General features: G+C 69.5%; 20 protein-coding genes. 6 read left to right on the top strand and 14 right to left on the bottom strand.

Going from position 1 to position 19484, the window contains the following annotated elements:
• Positions 1–198 precede the first annotated feature (198 nt).
• From BHQ18_RS23520 to BHQ18_RS23505, 4 genes are all read right to left on the bottom strand, one after another.
• Positions 199–1512, bottom strand: coding sequence for an RNA 5'-3' helicase PhoH2 (locus tag BHQ18_RS23520; protein WP_069416070.1), 1314 nt, complete (start codon positions 1510–1512; stop codon positions 199–201).
• 218 nt (positions 1513–1730) lie between these two features.
• On the bottom strand, positions 1731–2558 hold the full coding sequence (locus BHQ18_RS23515) for an acyl-ACP desaturase (RefSeq protein ID WP_069416059.1): 828 nt from the start codon (positions 2556–2558) through the stop codon (positions 1731–1733).
• Between the two features lie 64 nt (positions 2559–2622).
• Positions 2623–4092, bottom strand: a complete 1470-nt coding sequence (locus BHQ18_RS23510) for a glycine hydroxymethyltransferase (RefSeq protein WP_069416058.1) — start codon at positions 4090–4092, stop codon at positions 2623–2625.
• A gap of 105 nt (positions 4093–4197) precedes the next feature.
• Positions 4198–5409 (bottom strand): DUF885 domain-containing protein, encoded by a 1212-nt coding sequence (locus BHQ18_RS23505; protein WP_069416057.1) that lies wholly within the window; start codon positions 5407–5409, stop codon positions 4198–4200.
• 30 nt (positions 5410–5439) lie between these two features.
• Between BHQ18_RS23505 and coaA the strand changes: the two genes are divergently transcribed.
• On the top strand, positions 5440–6387 hold the full coding sequence (gene coaA, locus BHQ18_RS23500; protein WP_069416056.1) for a type I pantothenate kinase: 948 nt from the start codon (positions 5440–5442) through the stop codon (positions 6385–6387).
• Between the two features lie 74 nt (positions 6388–6461).
• On the opposite strand, the gene BHQ18_RS23495 is transcribed toward coaA, so the two are convergent.
• The 4 genes from BHQ18_RS23495 to BHQ18_RS23480 form a co-directional block, all read right to left on the bottom strand.
• Entirely contained in the window at positions 6462–6869 is a 408-nt protein-coding gene (locus BHQ18_RS23495; RefSeq protein WP_069416055.1) for a hypothetical protein, read from the bottom strand.
• 78 nt (positions 6870–6947) lie between these two features.
• A complete protein-coding gene (locus BHQ18_RS23490) occupies positions 6948–7373 on the bottom strand; it encodes a hypothetical protein (protein ID WP_069416069.1) in 426 nt (141 codons plus the stop codon).
• 82 nt (positions 7374–7455) lie between these two features.
• Positions 7456–8808, bottom strand: a complete 1353-nt coding sequence (locus BHQ18_RS23485) for a hypothetical protein (protein ID WP_069416054.1) — start codon at positions 8806–8808, stop codon at positions 7456–7458.
• Positions 8809–8823: 15 nt separating this feature from the next.
• Positions 8824–9615, bottom strand: a complete 792-nt coding sequence (locus BHQ18_RS23480; protein WP_069416053.1) for a (2Z,6E)-farnesyl diphosphate synthase — start codon at positions 9613–9615, stop codon at positions 8824–8826.
• A 91-nt stretch (positions 9616–9706) separates the two neighbouring features.
• On the opposite strand from BHQ18_RS23480, the gene trhA reads away from it, so the two are divergent.
• On the top strand, positions 9707–10447 hold the full coding sequence (trhA, locus tag BHQ18_RS23475; RefSeq protein ID WP_069416052.1) for a PAQR family membrane homeostasis protein TrhA: 741 nt from the start codon (positions 9707–9709) through the stop codon (positions 10445–10447).
• A 59-nt stretch (positions 10448–10506) separates the two neighbouring features.
• Here the strand turns inward: trhA and BHQ18_RS23470 are convergent, their stop codons facing one another.
• From BHQ18_RS23470 to mca, 4 genes are read right to left on the bottom strand one after another with little or no spacing between them, the layout of a single operon-like run.
• Positions 10507–10881, bottom strand: coding sequence for a nuclear transport factor 2 family protein (locus tag BHQ18_RS23470; RefSeq protein WP_069416051.1), 375 nt, complete (start codon positions 10879–10881; stop codon positions 10507–10509).
• Positions 10882–10891: 10 nt separating this feature from the next.
• Complete coding sequence (locus BHQ18_RS23465; protein ID WP_069416050.1) at positions 10892–12901, bottom strand: thioredoxin domain-containing protein; 2010 nt, start codon at positions 12899–12901, stop codon at positions 10892–10894.
• The gene (locus BHQ18_RS23460) at positions 12885–13169 is read right to left on the bottom strand and encodes a hypothetical protein (RefSeq protein ID WP_069416049.1); all 285 of its coding nucleotides are present in this window, start codon (positions 13167–13169) and stop codon (positions 12885–12887) included. The genes BHQ18_RS23465 and BHQ18_RS23460 overlap by 17 nt, the downstream gene beginning before the upstream one ends.
• Positions 13166–14035, bottom strand: coding sequence for a mycothiol conjugate amidase Mca (mca, locus tag BHQ18_RS23455; protein ID WP_069416048.1), 870 nt, complete (start codon positions 14033–14035; stop codon positions 13166–13168). The genes BHQ18_RS23460 and mca overlap by 4 nt, the downstream gene beginning before the upstream one ends.
• 118 nt (positions 14036–14153) lie before the next feature.
• Here mca and BHQ18_RS23450 point away from each other — a divergent pair, with 118 nt between their 5' ends.
• The 3 genes from BHQ18_RS23450 to BHQ18_RS23440 all read left to right on the top strand — a co-directional run bounded on the left by BHQ18_RS23450 (position 14154) and on the right by BHQ18_RS23440 (position 16063).
• Entirely contained in the window at positions 14154–14576 is a 423-nt protein-coding gene (locus tag BHQ18_RS23450) for a DUF4307 domain-containing protein (protein WP_069416047.1), read from the top strand.
• 262 nt (positions 14577–14838) lie between these two features.
• Positions 14839–15333 (top strand): transcription elongation factor GreA, encoded by a 495-nt coding sequence (greA, locus tag BHQ18_RS23445; RefSeq protein WP_069416046.1) that lies wholly within the window; start codon positions 14839–14841, stop codon positions 15331–15333.
• 67 nt (positions 15334–15400) lie between these two features.
• Positions 15401–16063: a GOLPH3/VPS74 family protein gene (locus tag BHQ18_RS23440; protein ID WP_069416045.1), complete on the top strand. Its 663-nt coding sequence runs from the start codon at positions 15401–15403 to the stop codon at positions 16061–16063.
• A gap of 7 nt (positions 16064–16070) precedes the next feature.
• On the opposite strand, the gene BHQ18_RS23435 is transcribed toward BHQ18_RS23440, so the two are convergent.
• On the bottom strand, positions 16071–17219 hold the full coding sequence (locus BHQ18_RS23435) for a cystathionine gamma-synthase (protein ID WP_069416044.1): 1149 nt from the start codon (positions 17217–17219) through the stop codon (positions 16071–16073).
• Between the two features lie 55 nt (positions 17220–17274).
• On the opposite strand from BHQ18_RS23435, the gene BHQ18_RS23430 reads away from it, so the two are divergent.
• Entirely contained in the window at positions 17275–18450 is a 1176-nt protein-coding gene (locus BHQ18_RS23430) for an acyl-CoA dehydrogenase family protein (RefSeq protein WP_205866176.1), read from the top strand.
• A gap of 4 nt (positions 18451–18454) precedes the next feature.
• On the opposite strand, the gene BHQ18_RS23425 is transcribed toward BHQ18_RS23430, so the two are convergent.
• Positions 18455–19483, bottom strand: a complete 1029-nt coding sequence (locus tag BHQ18_RS23425; protein ID WP_069416043.1) for a DUF2189 domain-containing protein — start codon at positions 19481–19483, stop codon at positions 18455–18457.
• Position 19484 lies beyond the last annotated feature (1 nt).

Raw genomic sequence — 19484 nt, 5'->3', positions numbered from 1 at the left:
ACGACTCTCATCCGAGAACTGACCGCCGACCCCACGCGCTACCACCAGCGCTGTGAATCCAACACCCGGACCTATCGCATCCGCGAGCCAAAACCGGCACCATAGGTGTCAGCGATGTCCCGAGACAAAAGTGTCAGCGATGTCCCGAGACACCACATTGCGCTGACCGCAACCAACTACACCGAAATCACCCGGGGATCACGGCAGGGCGCCGGGGCTGATCTCCTCGAGCATCTCGGTGACCAGCGCGGCGATCGGCGAACGCTCACTGCGCAGCAGCGTGATGTGAGCAAACAGCGGGTGGCCCTTGAGTTTTTCGATCACCGCGGCGACCCCGTCGTGGCGCCCGACCCGCAGGTTGTCACGCTGGGCGACGTCGTGGGTGAGCACCACCCGCGAACCCGCGCCCAGCCGCGACAGCACGGTCAGCAGCACGTTGCGTTCCAGTGACTGCGCCTCGTCGACGATGACGAACGAGTCGTGCAGCGAACGGCCGCGGATGTGGGTCAGCGGCAGCACTTCGAGCATGCCGCGCGAGAGCACCTCCTCGAGCACCGCGGGGCTGGCCAGACCCTCGAGAGTGTCGAAAACCGCTTGCGCCCAGGGGCCCATCTTCTCACTCTCGCTACCGGGCAGATAGCCGAGATCCTGTCCGCCGACCGCGTACAACGGCCGGAACACCACGACCTTGCGCTGCGTGCGGCGTTCGAGCACCGCCTCCAGGCCCGCGCACAACGCCAGCGCCGATTTACCGGTGCCCGCCTTGCCGCCGAGCGACACGATGCCGACGGACTCGTCGAGCAGCAGATCGAGGGCGACCCGCTGTTCGGCCGAACGTCCGCGCAGCCCGAACGCCTCCCGGTCGCCGCGCACCAACTGCACCCGCTTCTCGGCGGTCACCCGGCCGAGTGCGTGCGAGCTACCACCGAGGAGCCGAATTCCGGTGTGGCACGGCAGATCCCGCGCGGCCTCCAGATCGATCTCGCCATCGGCGAACAGCGCGTCGATGTCGTCGGCGCCGACCTCCACCTCCGCCATGCCGGTCCACCCGGAGGTGATGACGTCCTGGGCGTGGTACTCGTCGGCGGACAGCCCGACCGCTCCGGCCTTGACCCGCAGCGGGATGTCCTTGCTTACCAGCGTGACGTGCTTACCCTCGGCGGCGAGGTTGGCCGCGACGGTGAGGATCCGCGCGTCGTTGCTCTCGTTGCGGAAGCCCGCAGGCAGCACCGACGGGTCGCTGTGGTTGAGTTCGACGTGCAGCGTACCGCCCTGCGCGCCAACGGGAATCGGCTGATCGAGCCGACCGTGTTCAAGCCGCAGATCGTCGAACATCCTCAACGCCTGGCGTGCGAACCACCCGAGTTCGTGGTGGTGGCGTTTGGCTTCGAGTTCACTGATCACGACCAGCGGGACCACGACCTCATGCTCGGCAAAGCGCGTGCAGGCCCAGGGATCTGACAACAACACGGAAGTGTCGAGCACATAAGTCCGGAGAGGCGAATCGATCACGTAGCGCTCCTGGTATCCGCGGGTCCCCCGCGAACCTGTCGGCGGACACTGCGGCACCAGGGCCGGGGCCGGCCCTCTCGCGATCGCAATCGGGTACCGCCCGGATAGCAGAGCACGTCGCTAGCCATCGGAACCGACGCTACTCCCGTTGCGGCACTTGCGCCGTGCAGGCGCGCCGGTGTGTTTGCCGCCGCGCGTCGGCGGTGGTGAAGACGCGGTTACGCGGGTGTGAACGCCTTGAGTTTCGGCTCGTCGGCCACGCCCCAGGCGGCGATCCGATCGGCGATCACCGCACGCAGCTGGTCGGGTCCGAAGATGCCGACCTCGGCCATGTGCGCCACCTTGTCGGCGTAGGCGTCGATGTCGCCGCCGACGACCTCGAGTTCGGCGGCGCGGCGCGCGATCGCGTCGACGGTCTCGTCGCGGTTCGACGTCAGCAGGTGCGCGACGAGGTTGGCGAAGAACTCCTCATGGCGCTCCTCGTCGCGCGCGATGCGCCCGATCAGACCCTTGAGCACCGGTTCGGTGATCCTGGCCTCGAGGTTGCGGCAGAACACCGCGTGGGCGCGCTCGAAGAACGCCATGAACACCAGCCGCTCGACCTGGCTGTAGCTCTCGGCGCGGTAGCCCTTCATCACGTGCTCGACGCGCACGTCCTCGTTGGCGGCGGGGTCGACCTCGCGGGTGACGACGAGGTAGTTGCGCAGCGCGATCGCGTGCAGGTGCTCCTCGGCGGTCCAGCGGCCGATCCAGCGGCCCCACTTCTCCTCGAGGATGAAGCTGAACACGAACTCGCGGTGGAAGCTGGCCAGGTTGTCCTTGGTGATCTGCAGGATCTCCAGCGCGTCGGTGACGTCCTTGGGCAGGGTCACCTGCGACGGGTCCCAGTCCCGCCCGCCGAGGAATGCGAAGTTCTCGCCCTGGTCGAACGGCACGTAGTCGTGCGCGTACCAGAGGTCCTCGCTGTCGATGTGACGACGCAGCTCCTGCTGCACGACCGGCTCGAGTTCGAGGATCAGCGCATTCGGTACAGGTTTCTGTGCCATGCGGTTACAGTAACCCAATTCTGTGGGAATCGTAAAATTCTTCCGGCGCGCGTCGCGCAGCTCATTACAGGGTCAGCCCCGGGTAGAGCGGGTTGGCCTCGAGCAGCTCGGCGGAGGCCGCGTGGATCCGCTCGGCGGTGCCGGCGGCCAGCGTGTACTTAGCCTTCGACGGGCCCGAGGAGGCCTGCGTCGGCGTCGTGTTGGACAGCACGTCGACGATCAACTCGGCCACCCGGTCAAAGTCGTCGGGACCGAACCCGCGGGTGGTCAGCGCCGGTGTGCCCAACCGGATGCCGCTGGTGTACCAGGCGCCGTTCGGGTCGGACGGCACCGAGTTGCGGTTGGTCACGATGCCCGCGTCGAGCAGCGCGGACTCGGCCTGGCGGCCGGTGAGCCCGAAGCTCGTCACGTCGAGCAGCACGATGTGGTTGTCGGTGCCGCCGGTGACCAGGTTGGCGTCGCGCTTGAGGAAGCCGTCGGCCAGCGCCTGGGCGTTGTCGGCGACGCGGCGCGCGTAGGCCTGGAACGCGGGTTGGCGGGCCTCGGCGAGCGCGACGGCCTTGGCGGCCATCACGTGCGACAGCGGGCCGCCGAGCACCATCGGGCAGCCCTTGTCGACGGCGTCGGAGTACTCGGGCTGGGCCAGCACCATGCCGCCGCGGGGCCCGCGCAGCGACTTGTGCGTCGTCGTGGTGGTGACGTGGGCGTGCGGCACCGGGTCCTCGTCGCCGGTGAACACCTTGCCGGCCACCAGGCCGGCGAAGTGCGCCATGTCGACCATCAGCGTCGCACCCACCTCGTCGGCGATCTCGCGCATGGTCGCGAAGTTCACCCGGCGCGGGTAGGCCGAGTAGCCGGCGACGATGATCAGCGGCTTGAACTCGCGGGCCGCCTTGGCGACGGCGTCGTAGTCGAGGAACCCGGTGTTCGGGTCGGTGCCGTAGCTGCGCTGGTGGAACATCTTGCCGGAGATGTTGGGCCGGAAGCCGTGGGTGAGGTGGCCGCCGGCGTCCAGCGACATGCCCAGCAGCCGCTGGTTGCCGAGCTTGTTGCGCAACGACTCCCAGTCGGCTTCGGACAGGTCGTTGACGTGCTTGGCGCCGAGGTTCGCCAGTTCGGGCGCCTCGACGCGGGTGGCCAGGATCGCCCAGAACGCGACCAGGTTGGCGTCGATTCCGGAGTGCGGCTGTACGTAGGCGTAGGGCGCGCCGAACAGCTCGCGGGCGTGCTCGGCGGCCAGGCTCTCGACGGTGTCGACGTTCTGGCAGCCGGCGTAGAAGCGGTGCCCGATCGTGCCCTCGGCGTACTTGTCGGAGAACCAGCTGCCCATGGTCAGCAGCACCGCGGGCGAGGCGTAGTTCTCGCTGGCGATCAGCTTGAGCGAGTCGCGTTGGTCGGCAAGCTCTTTGCGGGTCGCCGCGGCGATGCGCGGTTCCACGCTCTCGATGACCTGCAGCGCGGCCCGGTAGGCGGCGCTCGCGGTCTCGGCGTACTCCGCGCCCGGAGCGTGGGAGGTCACGGGGTCTGCAGTCATGGGGTTCAGCCTAATCCCCGCACCGGGGCCGCCGAGTGTGGGATCGATGCACGCCAAACCGTCCGAGGGCGTGACGGTAACCCACGTTCGGCGGGGGTTTTTTCCCTAGGCGGCGCGCAGCGACGACGGGATCAGCGGCTCGTCGAGCAGCGTGGTGAACCGCTGGGTCAGGCTGACGTCGTCGGGCCGGGCGTCCAGCCAACCCCGCAGCAGCCGGTAACCCTCGACATAGGTGCTGGTGTAGGCCCGCCACAGCGGCGAGGACAGGAACCGCAGCATCTGGCGGGCCCGCCGGTCGTCGACCAGCAGCCAGCGCTGGAGGAACGCGACGACGTCGTCGACGTCGCAGTGCTCGTCGTGCAGCATCAGCGCCGCATCCTGGCGCACGTCGGCCAGCGCGGTCGTCGCCTCGGCCACGGCCTGCGCGCGCTCGCTGTCGAACCGCAGCCCGAGGTCGGCGTAGATCTCGGCCGCCCAGCTCCCCCAGTCCGGGCCGACCGCCGCGTACAGCGCCAGGTCGGCCAGGCCCTCGGCCATCAGGCACTGCGGCGTGTTGACCAGGAAGATCGTCTGCTCGGCCTGGTTGCGCTGGGCCACCAGCCCGGCCTCCTTGCGGCAATGCTCGGTGTGGTGGCCGGGGTAGGACTCGTGGGCCACCAGCCGCGGCAGGTTCGACATCTGCTGTTTGAGGTCGGCGTTGACCGCGACCGTCGACTTGTAGTCGCCGAGGTAGTAGTTGAACCCCGACCACGGCTTGTCGGTGACCACCTCATAGGTGATGGTCTCGGCGTCGGGCAGCGGGTACTCCGCGCGCACCCGGTCGCGCAGCGCGCTGGAGAACGCGTGGATGCACTCCTCGAGACGCGCCGGCGGGATCTCCTCACCCGCACGGTAGGCCTGCATCCGCTCGGTCAGCGGCCCGGTCCCGTCGAGCACCTCGTCGAGGCGGCGGTGCGCGTCGCGGTAGCGCTCCGGGTCGCCCTTGCTGATGCGCACGTCGAAATACGCCTCGACCTCGTCGACGAAGCCGACGTCCTCACCGGCGAATTTGCGTCCCGCACACGCCAGGGCCCGCAGGTGCGCGGCGAGGTAGTCGGCCCGCTCGGGTTCGAGCCCGTCGGCCGCCGGGACCTGGGCCAGCAGCCGCTCGGCCTGCCGCGCCAGGTCGGCGGGGTCGGGCTGCGGTTCGGCGGCCACCGCGCGGCGCAGGGCCGGGTCGCCGGTGAACGAGTCGACGTAACCGTCCTCGATGCGGTCGAAGCGCAAACCGAGCAGCAGGTACTCGCGGACCAACGAATCTGAGGTGCTGGCGTCCATGACTCCAACGTTAAATGCAAGACTGAGCGCATGGCGCGGCTGAGTGAACCCAGCCCATACGTGGAGTTCGACCGGAGTCAGTGGCGGAATCTGCGCATGTCGACGCCGCTCAAGCTCACCGAGGACGAGCTCACGAAGCTTCGCGGTATCGGCGAGAAGATCGACCTGCTCGAGGTCGAAGAGGTCTACCTGCCGCTGGCCCGGCTGATCCATCTGCAGGTAGCCGCGCGGCAGCGGTTGTTCGCGACGACCGCGGAGTTCCTCGGCGATTCGGCCAGCCTGCAGCAGAACCCGGACCGGCCGGTGCCGTTCGTGATCGGGGTGGCCGGCAGCGTGGCGGTCGGCAAGTCCACCACCGCGCGCGTGCTGCAGGCGCTGCTGGCGCGCTGGGAACACCATCCGCGGGTCGACCTGGTCACCACCGACGGGTTCCTCTACCCCAACTCCGAGCTGGTGCGGCGAAACCTCATGGGCCGCAAAGGTTTTCCGGAGAGTTACGACCGCCGGGCGCTGATGCGGTTCGTCACGACGGTGAAGTCCGGAGCCGATCAGGCGTGCGCGCCGGTGTACTCGCATCTGCTCTACGACATCGTGCCCGCCGAGAAGCAGATCGTGCGCCACCCCGACATCCTCATTCTGGAGGGTCTCAACGTGCTGCAGACCGGCCCGACGCTGATGGTGTCGGACCTGTTCGACTTCTCGGTCTACGTCGACGCCCGTATCGACGACATCGAGCAGTGGTACATCGACCGGTTCCTGGGCCTGCGCTCGACGGCGTTCGCCGATCCGGCGTCGCACTTTCACCACTACGCGACGTTGACCGACGAGCAGGCGGTGTTCGCCGCCCGCGACATCTGGCATTCGATCAACCGGCCGAACCTGATCGAGAACATCCTGCCGACCCGCCCGCGCGCGACGCTGGTGCTGCGTAAGGACGCCGACCACTCGATCAACCGGTTGCGGCTGCGCAAGCTCTGACCGCCTGTTCGGCGAGCAGACGCAAAATGCCCCAAAGTGGCGGCTTTCGGGGCATTTCACGTCTGCTCGGCGGATTAGCGGGTGATGCGGCGCAACCCGACGAACTGCAGTTCGGCGAAGGCCAGCGTGTACACACCGGTGGCGAGCGTCAGGACCACGCCGATCGTCGTCAGCGGGAACACGCCCGAGGTCACGAGCACCACCGCGGCAACGGCGTAGAGCACGTTGGCCGCGATCACCGCGACGGCGGGCCGCTTCAGCGACGGCAGCGAGGCCAGGGCCAGCACCGCCAGGCCGTAGGCGATGAAGAACGCCGCCATCGCGTACTCGAATGCGACCGTCGTGCCCGACGTCTCGGCCAGCCAGCCCGCAAGCGGCAGCGCCGCGACGCCGGCCAGGCCGGTCAGCACCGCGTCGGCGCGCATCGCGAAACGCAGCAGCGAGTCGGTCGACTCGTTGAGTCGGGTGGTCAGTGCGGTCATGATGGATTCCTTTCTGGTGGGGGTGGGACCGTTCCGGAGCCGACGCCGCAACCTCTTACGACGGCGGCTCCGGACCAGTCATGAAGGGGCCGCGTCGAGGCGACGGACCCCGCGGTACTGGACGTACGCCAGCAGGAGGGTGAGGGCGGCGAACGTCAGGACGGAGACGGCGCCGAACCCGGTCAGCGGCAGCCAGCCCGCGACCAGGACGAGGACGGCAGTCGCCGCGAACGCAACGTTGCCTGCGAGCACCCCGACGCCGACGCGTCGCACCTGCGGCACCCCGGCGGCCAGATACAGCGCCGTGCCATAGCCGACGAGTGCGGCGCCAGCGATCCACTCGCTGGTGGCCGACAACCCGGAGAGCCGGCTGAGCGGGTCGGCGGCGGTCGCGATCACCAGTCCCAGCGCCGCGCACAACGTGGCGTCGGTGCGCAGGGCGAACCGCAGTAGAGAGTCGGTCGGGACGCTTTCGAGCCCGTGGCCGGTGGTGGCGGTGGTCATGGCACCGACACTGCGCAGATGCCACTGCCAGATCGACACCGAACGCTGCCAGCTACTGCCAGCCGCAGGTCAGCGGCGGTTGTCAGTCCTGAGCGGTGACCAGGCTGTCGCGCAGATCGGCGGCGATCAGCCGCGCGGCGGCGTTCTGCCAGTTGTGCAGCGACCGCTGCGGCACCTCGGTGACGAACCACTGCCACGCCTGGCGCGCGACGGGGTCGAGCCCGGCGGCCGTCGCGCTCTGCGCGTACGCGCGCACGCCGACGACGTAGGGGAAGTACAGCGAGTTGTAGTGCCGCCACTGCTCGGTGGTGCCGAAGTCGCCGGCGTCGCGCGGTTTGAGCCGGGCGATGCGCTCGGCCAGCAGCGCCTTGAGCTCGGTGGCCCGCTCCAGCGGCTGGTCCGGCGCGCCGCGGGCGGCCAGCCGCGCGTCGATGACCGGCAGCCGGGTCAGCGGGCTGGCGATCAGCTTGGACAGATCGCCGTAGTGGCCCAGGGCGCGGCGGGTGAGCCGGACGAACGTGTCCTCGTCGACGTCGTCGAGCGGGTTGTCCTTGCGCAACGGCAGCGCCGCCTCGGTGCTGCGCAACGCGGCCCGGTCGGCGCGCAACTCCGGCGACCGGGAAAACGCCAACCGGTCCAGGATCCCGGCCAGCGGATCGGCCAGCACGTTGATCGCGATCGCCACCGCCAGGCTGGTGAACAGCAGCACGGTCAACGCGGTCTCGTGCCCGGTGAGGGCCAGCACCACCAGCGCCTGCCCGCCGAACAGCACCGCCACCACCGCCGTCGCGGTGAACGAGCGCAGCATGTCGGCCCGCAGCGCCTGCCCCTCGTCGAACGCGTCGCCGATCGCGACCGCCAACCCGAGCAGGGCGACGTCGAACCCGGTACCCGCCAACGCCAACCAGCTCGGCACCAACCCCAGCGGGATGATCAGGATCGCGTTGCCCAGCGCGAAGAACAGCGTCGCGATCACCACGAACCCGACCACCGGACGAGGCTGCGAGCGGCGCACCACCGCGTACACCATCGCCCCCAGCGCCGATGACGAGATCGCCGCGAACATCACCCAGTGCCCGAGGCGCAGCGGCCCCTCGACGCTGCCCGCCATCGCCGCACCGACGAACGCCACCGCGGCGACGGCGCCGACCAGCGCCAGTTCACCGGCCCGGCTGCGCCACGTGTCGCGGGGCCGGGACAGCTCGAGCAGCACCGCGAACCACGCGATACCGGGCACCACGACCAGGTAGACCTCGACGCGGCCGAGGATGTCGGCGCCGCTGGTGGCGCGCACCGCGTCCAACGCGACCACCACCGCGAAACTGGTCAACCCGACCGCGGCCAGCACCAGCACCGGTTTGCGCGGGTCGCGGGCCAGCAGATAGAGCCCCAACCACCAGCTGAGCGCGAAGACCAGAGCCGACAGCGCAGCCATGGACTCAGTCTCGCATCAGGCGCCGAACCTGCGGTGCCGCGCGGTGTAGTCGCGTAGCGCGCGCAGGAAATCGACCCGCCGGAACGCCGGCCAGTACGCCTCGGTGAACCACATCTCCGAATACGCGCTCTGCCACAGCAGGAACCCCGACAGCCGCTGCTCCCCCGACGTGCGGATCACCAGGTCGGGGTCGGGTTGTCCGGAGGTGTACAGGTTCTCCGAGATCGCGTCGACGGTGACGGCCTCGATCAGCTGCTCGCCGCTGCGGCCGTTGGCCAGTTCCTTGCTCAGCAGTTGGCGTACGGCGTCGACGATCTCCTGGCGCCCGCCGTAGCCGACGGCGAGGTTGACGTGGAAAGACCCCGGCCCGGCGTCGGTCGACTCGACCGCGTCGCGCAGCCGGCGCGCGGGTTCCTCCCCGATCAACTCGAGGTCACCGACCGTGCGCACGCTCCAGTGGTTGGCCGGCGCACAGATCTCCTCGACGACGTCGGTGATGATCCCGATCAGCGGTTCGAGCTCGTCGGGGTCACGCTGCAGGTTTTCGGTGGACAGCAGGTAGACGGTGGCCATCTCGATACCGGCGTCGGCGCACCAGCGCAGCATCTCGGCGATCTTGCGCGCACCCATCCGGTAGCCGTAGCTGACGTCGTCGTGTCCGAGATCACGTGCCCATCTGCGGTTGCCGTCGCACAGCACGGCAATATGGCGCGGCAGTTGGGATTTCGACCGCGCCAGCTCCTGACGCAACCGCAATTCGTAGAGCCGGTAGGCCGGCTCCTTGAGGCGCGGGGGAATAAGCTCCACGACGGTCCAGACTACTGTGGGCGTGATGCTCCTGGCGGGCGCACGAGCTTCGCAGACCACCAGAAAACGGCTTGGAATTTCCGGAGGTGACATGACGCAGTCCGTCGGCGCCGCCGACTCCGATCGATCCCGCGCACCGCGCGAGCAGGCTGAGGACTTCCCGGAAGCGGTCGTCGACGCGGCCACCAACTTCATCCGCAAGCCGCGGCTGCGCGGCTGGATCCACGTGTACGCCGCGGTGATCGCGGCGATCTGCGGGGCGACGCTGGTGTCGGTGTCCTGGTCGCTGGATTCAACGCGGGCGGGCGTCGCGACCTTGATCTACACCGTGACCATCGTCGCGATGTTCACCGTCAGCGGCGCCTACCACCGGGTGGACTGGGAGTCCCCCACCGCGCGCAAGTGGATGAAGCGCCTGGACCACTCGATGATCTTCGTGTTCATCGCGGGCAGCTACACGCCGTTCGCGTTGCTGGCGCTGCCGCAGAACGACGGCATGGTGCTGTTCTGGATCGTGTGGGGCGGCGCGATCGCCGGGGTGCTGCTCAAATGCTTCTGGCCCTCGGCGCCGCGGTGGGTGGGCGTGCCGCTCTACATCCTGCTCGGCTGGGTGGCGGCCTGGTTCGTCGGCCCGATCATGCAGGGCGCCGGAGTCGCGGCGCTGGTGCTGCTGATCGTCGGCGGCGCGCTGTACTCGATCGGCGGCGTGCTCTACGCCCTGAAGTGGCCCAATCCGTGGCCGACGACGTTCGGACACCACGAGTTCTTCCACGCGTGCACCGCGGTCGCGGCGATCTGCCACTACATCGCGATGTGGTTCGCCGTCTTCTGATCCGAGGCGGTTTCGGTGCGCTTCCAGTCGCTGCGCGACGGGTAGCGCACCGAAACCACTCAGAGTTGGGTGGCGTTCTCCGGGCCCCAGTAGGCCTTCATCGAGCCGATCTTGCCGTCGTCGTGGAACGTCATCACGCTGATGATCTCGATGCGCATCTTGCTGCCGCCGAGGTCGACGGTCAGCGCCCAGAAAAACGCGACCTCGTGGCCGAGCGCGCGCAGCGTCACGACGTCGGCCTGGGCGCCGTCGGTCGGCAGGTTGCCGTAGAAGCGACGGATCGCCTCGCGGCCGATGTGCACCTCGCCGCCGCCGACGGGATCCTCGACGGTGGCGTCGTCGGCGTACAGCTCGGTGATGTCGTCGGCCTTGCCCTGCGCGACGAGCTCGAGATAGCGGGCGACAGTCTTGGCGTTGTCTTCCGGAGACGGCATGCGCGGAAGGCTACACGGGCGCGCGCAGCGCAGCGACGAGATCGTCGACCGTGGTGACGGGCAGGTCGCAGGTGCGGCCGCGGCACACGTACGCGGCGTCGGCGCCGCCGACCCGATCGCGCCCGGAAAGCAACGGCGAGGAGTCCACAGCCCCGCCGACGACGACCGCACCACCGGGCGCGTACCGCCGCGCGGCGGCGAGCAGTTCGGAGTCACGCGGGTCGCAGGCCACCGCGATCTGCAGCGGTCCGCGCACCGCCGCCTCGGCGACCGCGAGCCAGTGCCCGCCCGAACGCGCAAGCCGGGCCAGGATCGGGGTGGCCGCCGCCAGCGTCGCGTCGGCGGCCGCCGCGTACCGGTCGGCGCGGGCACCGTCGGTCAGATGCCCGGCCAGCAGCAGCGCCTCGGCGAGCAGCGAGGCACCCGACGGGGTCGCGCCGTCGAGCGGATCGGCCGGGCGCACCATCAACGTCTCGGCGTCGTCGGCGGTGTCGAACCAACGCCCGTCGCGGTCGGGATCGGCGAAGTGCTCCAGCGCGATGTCCAGCAGCGCGGTCGCCTCGTCGAGCCACTGGCCGGTCAGCTGGTACAGGGTGAGCAGGCCGGTGGCGAGCGCGGCGTGGTCCTCGAGGATCGCCGCGCTGTCGCCGACCGCGCCGCCGAGGCTGGCCCGGCGCAGCCTGCCGTCGACGACGTGCAGATCCCACAGGGTGCGCGCGCATTGCGTTGCGGCGTCGAGCAGTTCGGGACGTTCGAGCGCGACGCCGGCCTCCGCCAGCGCGGTGATCGCCAACCCGTTCCACGCGGTGACCACCTTGTCGTCGCGGGCCGGCTGCGGCCGGGTGAGCCGCGCCGCCAGCAGCGCCGTCCGCACCTTGGTGAACCGGTGCGCGTCGTCGGGGTCGCGCGGCAGCTGCAGCACCGAGGCGCCGTGCTCGAACGTCCCTTCCTCGGTGACACCGAAAACGTCTGCCGCCCAGCGACCGTCGTCCTCGCCGAGCACCTCGCGCAGCTGTGCCGGGGTGAACACGTACGTCAGGCCCTCCACGCCGTCGGCGTCGGCGTCCAGCGACGAGGCGAACATCCCGCCGGCTCCGAGGTCGTCGACGAGGAACGCCGCGGTCTCCGCTGTCACCCGGCGCGCCAACGGGTTGCCGGTCACCCGCGCCCAGTGGGCGTAGGCGCGCAGCAGCAGCGCGTTGTCGTAGAGCATCTTCTCGAAGTGCGGTACCACCCACGACGCGTCGACGCTGTAGCGCGCGAACCCGCCGGCCAGCTGGTCGTAGATGCCGCCGCGGGCCATCGCGGTGGCCGTCCGCTCGACCGCCTCCAGAGGCATGATGTCACCGGTGCGCTCGTGGTTGCGCAACAACGCCTCCAGCAGTGCTGACGGCGGGAACTTCGGCGCCGCAGCCTGATTGGAGACGAAACCGCCGCGGGCCACGTCTTCGTCCTGCAGCACCGCGGCGACCGCGTGGTCGCAGCACAGCGCAGGCTGTACCGGCGGGCCGCCGCCGGGCAGCCCCTCGGCCATCGACCGCAGCTCTCCGGCGATCCGGTCAGAGGCCTCCTCGACCTCGGCGCGGCGGGTGCGCCACGTCTCGGTCACCGCGGCCAGCAGTTGCAGGAACGTCGGTTTCGGGTAGTACGTGCCGCAGAAGAACGGCCGGCCGTCGGGGGTGAGGAAGCACGTCATCGGCCAGCCGCCCTGCCCGGTCAGCGCGACGGTGGCGTTCATGTACACCGCGTCGAGGTCGGGCCGCTCCTCGCGGTCGACCTTGATGCACACGAAGCCGTCGTTCATCGCCGCGGCGACCTGCTCGTCGGCGAACGACTCGTGGGCCATCACATGGCACCAGTGGCAGGCCGCGTAGCCGATCGACAGCAGGATCGGCACATCGCGGGCGGCGGCCTCGGCGAGCGCTTCGGGCGTCCACATCTGCCAGTGCACCGGGTTGTCGGCGTGCTGGCGCAGGTACGGGCTGGTAGCCCGGGCGAGCTGGTTAGCCGCCGGGCTCACGCCTGGTCCCGGGCTCCGGTGAGGCAATCTCGGCGGCACTGTCGGCTGTGCCGGGCTCCGGCTCCGCCTCGACGACCGGCTGCTCGGGCTTGTCGAACGACTCGGGCAGCTTGCGCAGGTGCCGGTTCATCGACCGGACCAGCAGGAAGATGCTGATCAGCAGCAGCACGATGACCAGCAGGCCGAACGGGCTGGCCTTGCCGAACTCCGGACCGGTGTCGCGCGGCGCGTTCTGCGCCAGCAGGGTCAGCATCGGGGCGGTGATCATCGGTCCTCAATCCCGGCGAACAGGTCTGTTTCGGGCAGCGTCACCGGCACCCGCGACCTGGCCAGCTCGTATTCCTCGGTCGGCCAGAGCCGCTGCTGCCATTCGATCGGCGCGCGGAAGAAGTCACCGTTGGGGTCGATCTGGGTGGCGTGAGCGCGCAGCGCGTCGTCGCGCTGAGCGAAGTACTTGGCGCACTCGACGCGGGTGGTGACCCGCTTGGCGAACACGTCGGCGTCGGGATCCCAATGCTTGAGCCACTTCTCGAACGGACCGACCTCACCGTGTTTGGCGAACTCGTCCTGCAGCAGCTGCATGCGCTGCCGCAGGAAGCCGTGCGTGTAGTACAGCTTGGACACGCTCCACGGCTCACCGGCCTGCGGGTACAGCCGGTAGTCGGCCGCGGCGTCGTAGGCGGCCATCGACACCTGGTGGCAGCGGATGTGGTCGGGATGCGGGTAGCCGCCGTTCTCGTCGTACGTCGTCATCACGTGCGGACGGAACTCCCGGATCACCTTGACCAAGGCCTCGGTCGGCTGCTCGAGCGGCACCATGCCGAGGCAGCCCTCGGGCAGCGGCGGCGGCGGGTCACCCTCGGGCAGCCCGGAGTCGACGAAACCCAGCCAGCGGTGCTCGACGCCGAGGATCTCGGCTGCGCGCGCCATCTCGTCGCGCCGGATCTCGGCCATCCGACCGTGCACCTCGGGTAGATCCATCGCGGGGTTGAGGATGTCGCCGCGCTCGCCGCCGGTGAGCGTCACCACGAGCACGCGCACGCCCTCGTCGACGTAGCGGGCCATCGTCGCGGCGCCCTTGCTGGACTCGTCGTCCGGGTGGGCGTGCACGGCCATCAACCGCAGTTCGCTCAACCTGCTCTGCCTTTACCTGTCTTGTACGTGGGGTTGTCTCGACGGATATCAACCCGAATCGCTAGTCCTATAGTTCCAGTTCTGTAGATCTATCCGACCGACGGGCTCAGAAAACCAGATGATCGAACGTCCCGCCGCGCGCTACGGCCGCCAACGGCTGTCCGGGCGGCGCCGCCGCTGGGCGGCTATCGCGCTGACCGCCCTGGCTCTGGTGGCCGGTGTGGTCGTCGCGCTGGTGGCGTCCGCGCGGTTCGGCAGCAGCGACGTCACCGGCGAGGTCGGGGCCTATGAACTGCTCGGCGACGACACCGTCTCGGTGACCATCACCGTCACCCGTAAGGACCCGTCGCGCCCGGTCACCTGCATCGTGCGGGCCCGGTCGGTGGACGGCAGCGAGACCGGCCGGCGCGAGGTGCTGGTCCCGCCGTCGACCGAGAAGACGGTGCTGGTCACCACCGAGGTGACCGCTACCCGCCAGCCCGCGCTCGGCGACATCTACGGCTGCGGCGTCGACGTCCCGCCGTACCTGGTGAGCTCGTAGAAATCACGCTGATTCCGCGGCCGCAACAAACGGCGAACAGCGAATTTGCGAAATCGAGTCGACGGCGCGGTGCTATGCTTGACCGGTACACGGTTCCCGCTGGGGCCGTGTATTGCTGCATTTGGCGCTCTGCGGGGGATGTCCTTGGTCAGGCGTGGCCAGAAGCGGCGGTACACGTCCAGCCCGGGCGCCGCACCACGAGACTTCTTACGCGAGCAAAGCGCGAGAACACCGCAACCTAGATAGACAGGAGCGCGACGACATGACCGACACACAGGTCACCTGGCTGACGCAGGAGGCGCACGACCGGCTCAAGGCCGAACTGGACCAGCTGATCGCCAACCGCCCGGTCATCGCCGCGGAGATCAACGACCGTCGCGAAGAAGGCGACCTGCGCGAGAACGGCGGCTACCACGCCGCGCGCGAGGAGCAGGGTCAGCAGGAAGCCCGCATCCGTCAGTTGCAGGAGTTGCTCAACAACGCCAAGGTCGGCGAGGCGCCCAAGCAGTCCGGTGTGGCACTGCCCGGTTCGGTGGTCAAGGTGCAGTACGGCGACGACGAGAGCGACACCGAGACGTTCCTGATCGCCACCCGCCAGGAGGGCATCAGCGACGGCAAGCTCGAGGTGTACTCGCCGAAGTCGCCGCTGGGCGAGGCGCTGATCGACGCCAAGGTCGGCGATGTGCGCACCTACACGGTCCCCAACGGCAGCACGGTCAAGGTCAAGCTGCTCGAGGCCGAGCCCTACCACGCCTGATCCGCGCAAGCCTGATCCGCGCAAGCCTGACCCCGCGCGCCCGGCGCCCACGGTTTAGCATCCGGGCATGGCGAGGATCGCCGAGGATCTCTATCTGCTGTTGCTCGACAACGCTTCAGCGCAGCCGCGTTTGGAGCGCGCCCGCCGCTCGCGGGTGCTCTCCGCCGCGGTTCTGCTGGATCTGGCGTACGCCTGCCGGATCCGGCCCGCCGTCGACGGTGAAGCCGTCGAACCCGGCCGGCTGGTGGCGTTGGCGGGACCCGCAGCGCCCGATCCGGTGACCGAGCCGGCGTTCCAGCTGCTGCAGCGCCGGCCGCTGGCCCCGGCCACGGCGGTCAAGAAGCTGGCCAAACACACCGAGGACCACATCGTCGCGCACCTCGAACACACCGGCCAGATCCGTCAGGTTCCGTTGCCGGAGAAGCGCTTCGGTCAACAGTTCGCCTGGCCACTGACCAACCGCCACCGCGTCGGGCAGGCCAGGGCGGCGCTGATGGCCTCACTGTTCGACCGCACCCCTCCCCCGCCGGCGACCGCGGCGATCATTTCGCTGCTGCACGCGGTCGACGGCCTGGGCGCGCTGCTGAGCCTCAACGACCGTGGGTGGCGCTGGGTGCACGCGCGGGCCGGCGAGATCGCCCTGGGCAGTTGGGTCGACGAGTATCCGACCGCGCTGCCGGAGGTCAACCTGGCGGTCACCACGTCGGCGGTGCGCCAGGCCCTGCCGTGACCCTGCGCTAGCCGAGCGCCTGTTCGATGTCGGCGAGCAGGTCGGCGACGTCCTCGATGCCGACCGACAACCGGACCAGATCCTCGGGTACCTCCAGTTGCGAGCCCGCCGTCGACGCGTGCGTCATCGCCCCGGGATGCTCGATCAGCGACTCGACGCCGCCCAGCGACTCGGCGAGGATGAAAATCTCTGTGCGCGAACACAACTTGCGGGCCGCATCGGCGCCGCCGCGCAGGCGCAGCGAAATCATGCCGCCGAAACCCGACATCTGTCTGGCCGCGACCTCGTGACCGGGATGCCCCGGCAGGCCCGGATAGAGCACGGTCTCGACCGCGGGGTGGCCGTCGAGGAACTCCGCGATCACCGCGGCGTTCTCGCTGTGCCGCTGCATGCGCAGCACCAGCGTCTTGAGTCCGCGCAGCGTGAGGTAGGCGTCGAACGGCCCGGGCACCGCGCCCGCCCCGTTCTGCAGGAACGCGAACTTCGTGTCGAGTTCCTCGTCGTTGGTCAGCAGCGCGCCGCCCACGACGTCGGAGTGCCCGCCGATGTACTTGGTGGTCGAGTGGAGCACGATGTCGGCGCCCAGCAGCAGCGGCTGCTGCAGCGCGGGTGAGGCGAACGTGTTGTCCACCAACACCTTCGCGTTGGTGTCCCGGCCGATCTGGGAGATGCCGGCGATGTCGGCGATCGACAGCAGCGGGTTGGTCGGCGTCTCCACCAGGATCAGCCGGGTGTCGGCGGTGACCGCCGCGCGCACCGCGTCGAGATCGGACAGCGAGACCGCGGTGTAGCTGATGCCCCACTGGGTGAACACCTTGTCGATCAGCCGGAACGTGCCCCCGTACGCGTCGTCGGGCATCACCACGTGGTCACCGGGCCGCAGGAGCGCGCGCAGCGCACAGTCGGTGGCGCCCATTCCCGAGGAGAACGCCCGCCCGTACGTCGCGGCTTCGACCGCGGCCAGCGAGGTCTCCAGCGCGCGCCGGGTGGGGTTGCCGGTCCTGGCGTACTCGTAGCCGTCGCGCAGTCCGCCGACGCCGTCCTGGGCGAACGTCGAACTCGCGTAGATGGGGGCGTTGACGGCTCCGGTGGTCAGGTCGGGCCGCACGGCGTGGATCGCCTTCGTGGACAAGCCGTGGCTGCTGTGTTCGGTCATCACCGATCAGCCTAGCCATGCCGGGTCGACGCCCGGACCGGTGTAGACAGGGACCATGAGCCCGACCGCCCGCCTCGACGACCTGCTCGAGTTGGATTCAATGCTGTCCGCCGAGGACCTCGAACTGCGCCAGACCGTCCGCCGATTCGGTGAGCAGCGGCTGCGCCCGTCGATCGCGGAGTGGTTCGAGACCGGCCAGGTGCCGGTGCGCGAACTGGCCGCCGACTTCGGCAAGCTCGGCCTGCTCGGTATGCACCTGAACGGCTACGGCTGCGGCGGTTCCACCGCGACGGCCTACGGGCTGGTGTGCCAGGAACTCGAGGCCGTCGACAGCGGACTGCGCAGCCTGGTGTCGGTGCAGGGCTCGCTGGCGATGTTCGCGATCCACCGCTGGGGCAGCGAGGAGCAACGCACAACCTGGCTGCCCGCGATGGCCGCCGGCGAGGCGATCGGCTGCTTCGGGCTGACCGAACCCGATTTCGGGTCCAACCCGGGCGGGATGCGCACCACCGCCAAACGCGACGGGTCGGACTGGATTCTCAACGGCACCAAGATGTGGATCACCAACGGCTCGGTCGCCGACGTCGCGATCGTGTGGGCGCGCAGCCAGGACGAGGGCGTCGTCGGGTTCGTCGTGCCCGCCGGCACGCCGGGGTTCACCGCGACCGACATGACGCGCAAGCTGTCGCTGCGCGCCTCGGTCACCTCGGAGCTGCACCTCGACGACGTGCGGCTGCCCGCCGACGCCATGCTGCCGGAGGCGCGCGGCCTGAAGGGCCCGTTGAGCTGCCTGTCGGAGGCGCGGTTCGGCATCGTCTTCGGCAGCGTCGGCGCGGCCCGCGACTGCCTGGAGACGACGCTGGACTACGTCGGTACCCGCGAGGTGTTCGACAAGCCGCTGGCGGCCTACCAGCTGACCCAGGCCAAGATCGCCGACATGGCCGTCGAACTGGGCAAGGCGCAGCTGCTCGCGCTGCACCTGGGCCGGCTCAAGGACGACGGTCGCATCAAGCCCGAGCAGGTCAGCTTCGGCAAGCTCAACAACGTCCGCGAAGCCATCAAGATCGCCCGGCAGTGCCGAACCCTGTTGGGCGCCAACGGGATCACCCTGGAATACCCGGTGATCCGGCACGCCAACAACCTCGAGTCGGTGCTGACCTACGAAGGCACCTCCGAGGTGCACCAGATGCTCATCGGAGAGGCGCTGACCGGGGTCAGCGCCTTCCGATGATCCGTCACTGCTGCGGCGAGGTCTGCGGCGGCGGTCCCGGCGGCAGCGGCTGCGGGTTGAGTTCGGCCACCTGCCCGCCGCTGAGCTTGCGGTAGGCGTACACCTCGATCAGCGCTGCCAGCGGCCCGGCCACCAGCAGGCCGACACCGCACAGCAGCGCGCCGACCGCGACCACCACGATCACCACCAGGAACGTCAGCAGGACCTGCCCGAAGTTGTTCTTGGCGATGTCGAAGCTGGTTTTGATCGCGTCGATCGGCGACAGGTTGCGGTCCAGCAGCGCAATCACCGTGAACATCGTGAAGATGGCCACCGCGATACCGGGCAGCACGCACAAGACGAAGCCGATCGACGTCAGGATCCCGACGATGACGCCCGCGATGATCACGTTGGCGACGTTGCGCGGACGGAAGAACGTCCCGATGCTCACCGGTCGGCCGTTGGCGACGTCGAGCATGCCGCCGTAGTAGGCGGACTGGATGGCTCCTCCGACCACCAGCGCGACGATGTAGCCCAGGATCGTGACGGCCACGCTGGCCGGCCCGGACACGTTGTAGGAGAACGCGAATCCGTTCTCGTCGGCGGTGTAGCTGGTGGCCTCCGGCGCGACGGCCGCCGACAGGATGCCGAACAGCGCCTGCAGCGCGACGACGACGATCGCGTAGACCAGCGTCGGGACGATCAGCGCTGCGGCGTTGGCGGTGAACTTGCCCCACGCCCAGGAGAACGCGTCACCGACGCTGTACGGCGCCGGCCCGCCGAATCCCGGACCGGCAGGTGGATACCCGCCCGGATAGCCGCCCTGCGGAGGAGGCGGGTAGCCGGACTGCGGAGGCGGGTAGCCGGCCCCCGGCGGCGGCGGGTAACCCCCCGGGGGTGGCGGCGGCGGGTAGCCGCCCGGCGGGGGCGGCGGTGGATAACCACCCGGCGGGGGAGGGGGCGGATAACCGCCTCCACCCGGGGGCGGGGGGTAATTGCCACCCGGAGGCGGCGGCGGATAGTTCCCGGGCGGAGGGGGCGGCTGATCAGACATG

The organism is Mycolicibacterium flavescens (assembly GCF_001722335.1).
Taxonomy (GTDB): Bacteria; Actinomycetota; Actinomycetes; order Mycobacteriales; family Mycobacteriaceae; genus Mycobacterium; species Mycobacterium flavescens.
The sequence above is the reverse complement of the archived record's forward strand: the minus strand, read 5'-3'. Positions and strand labels throughout refer to the sequence as shown.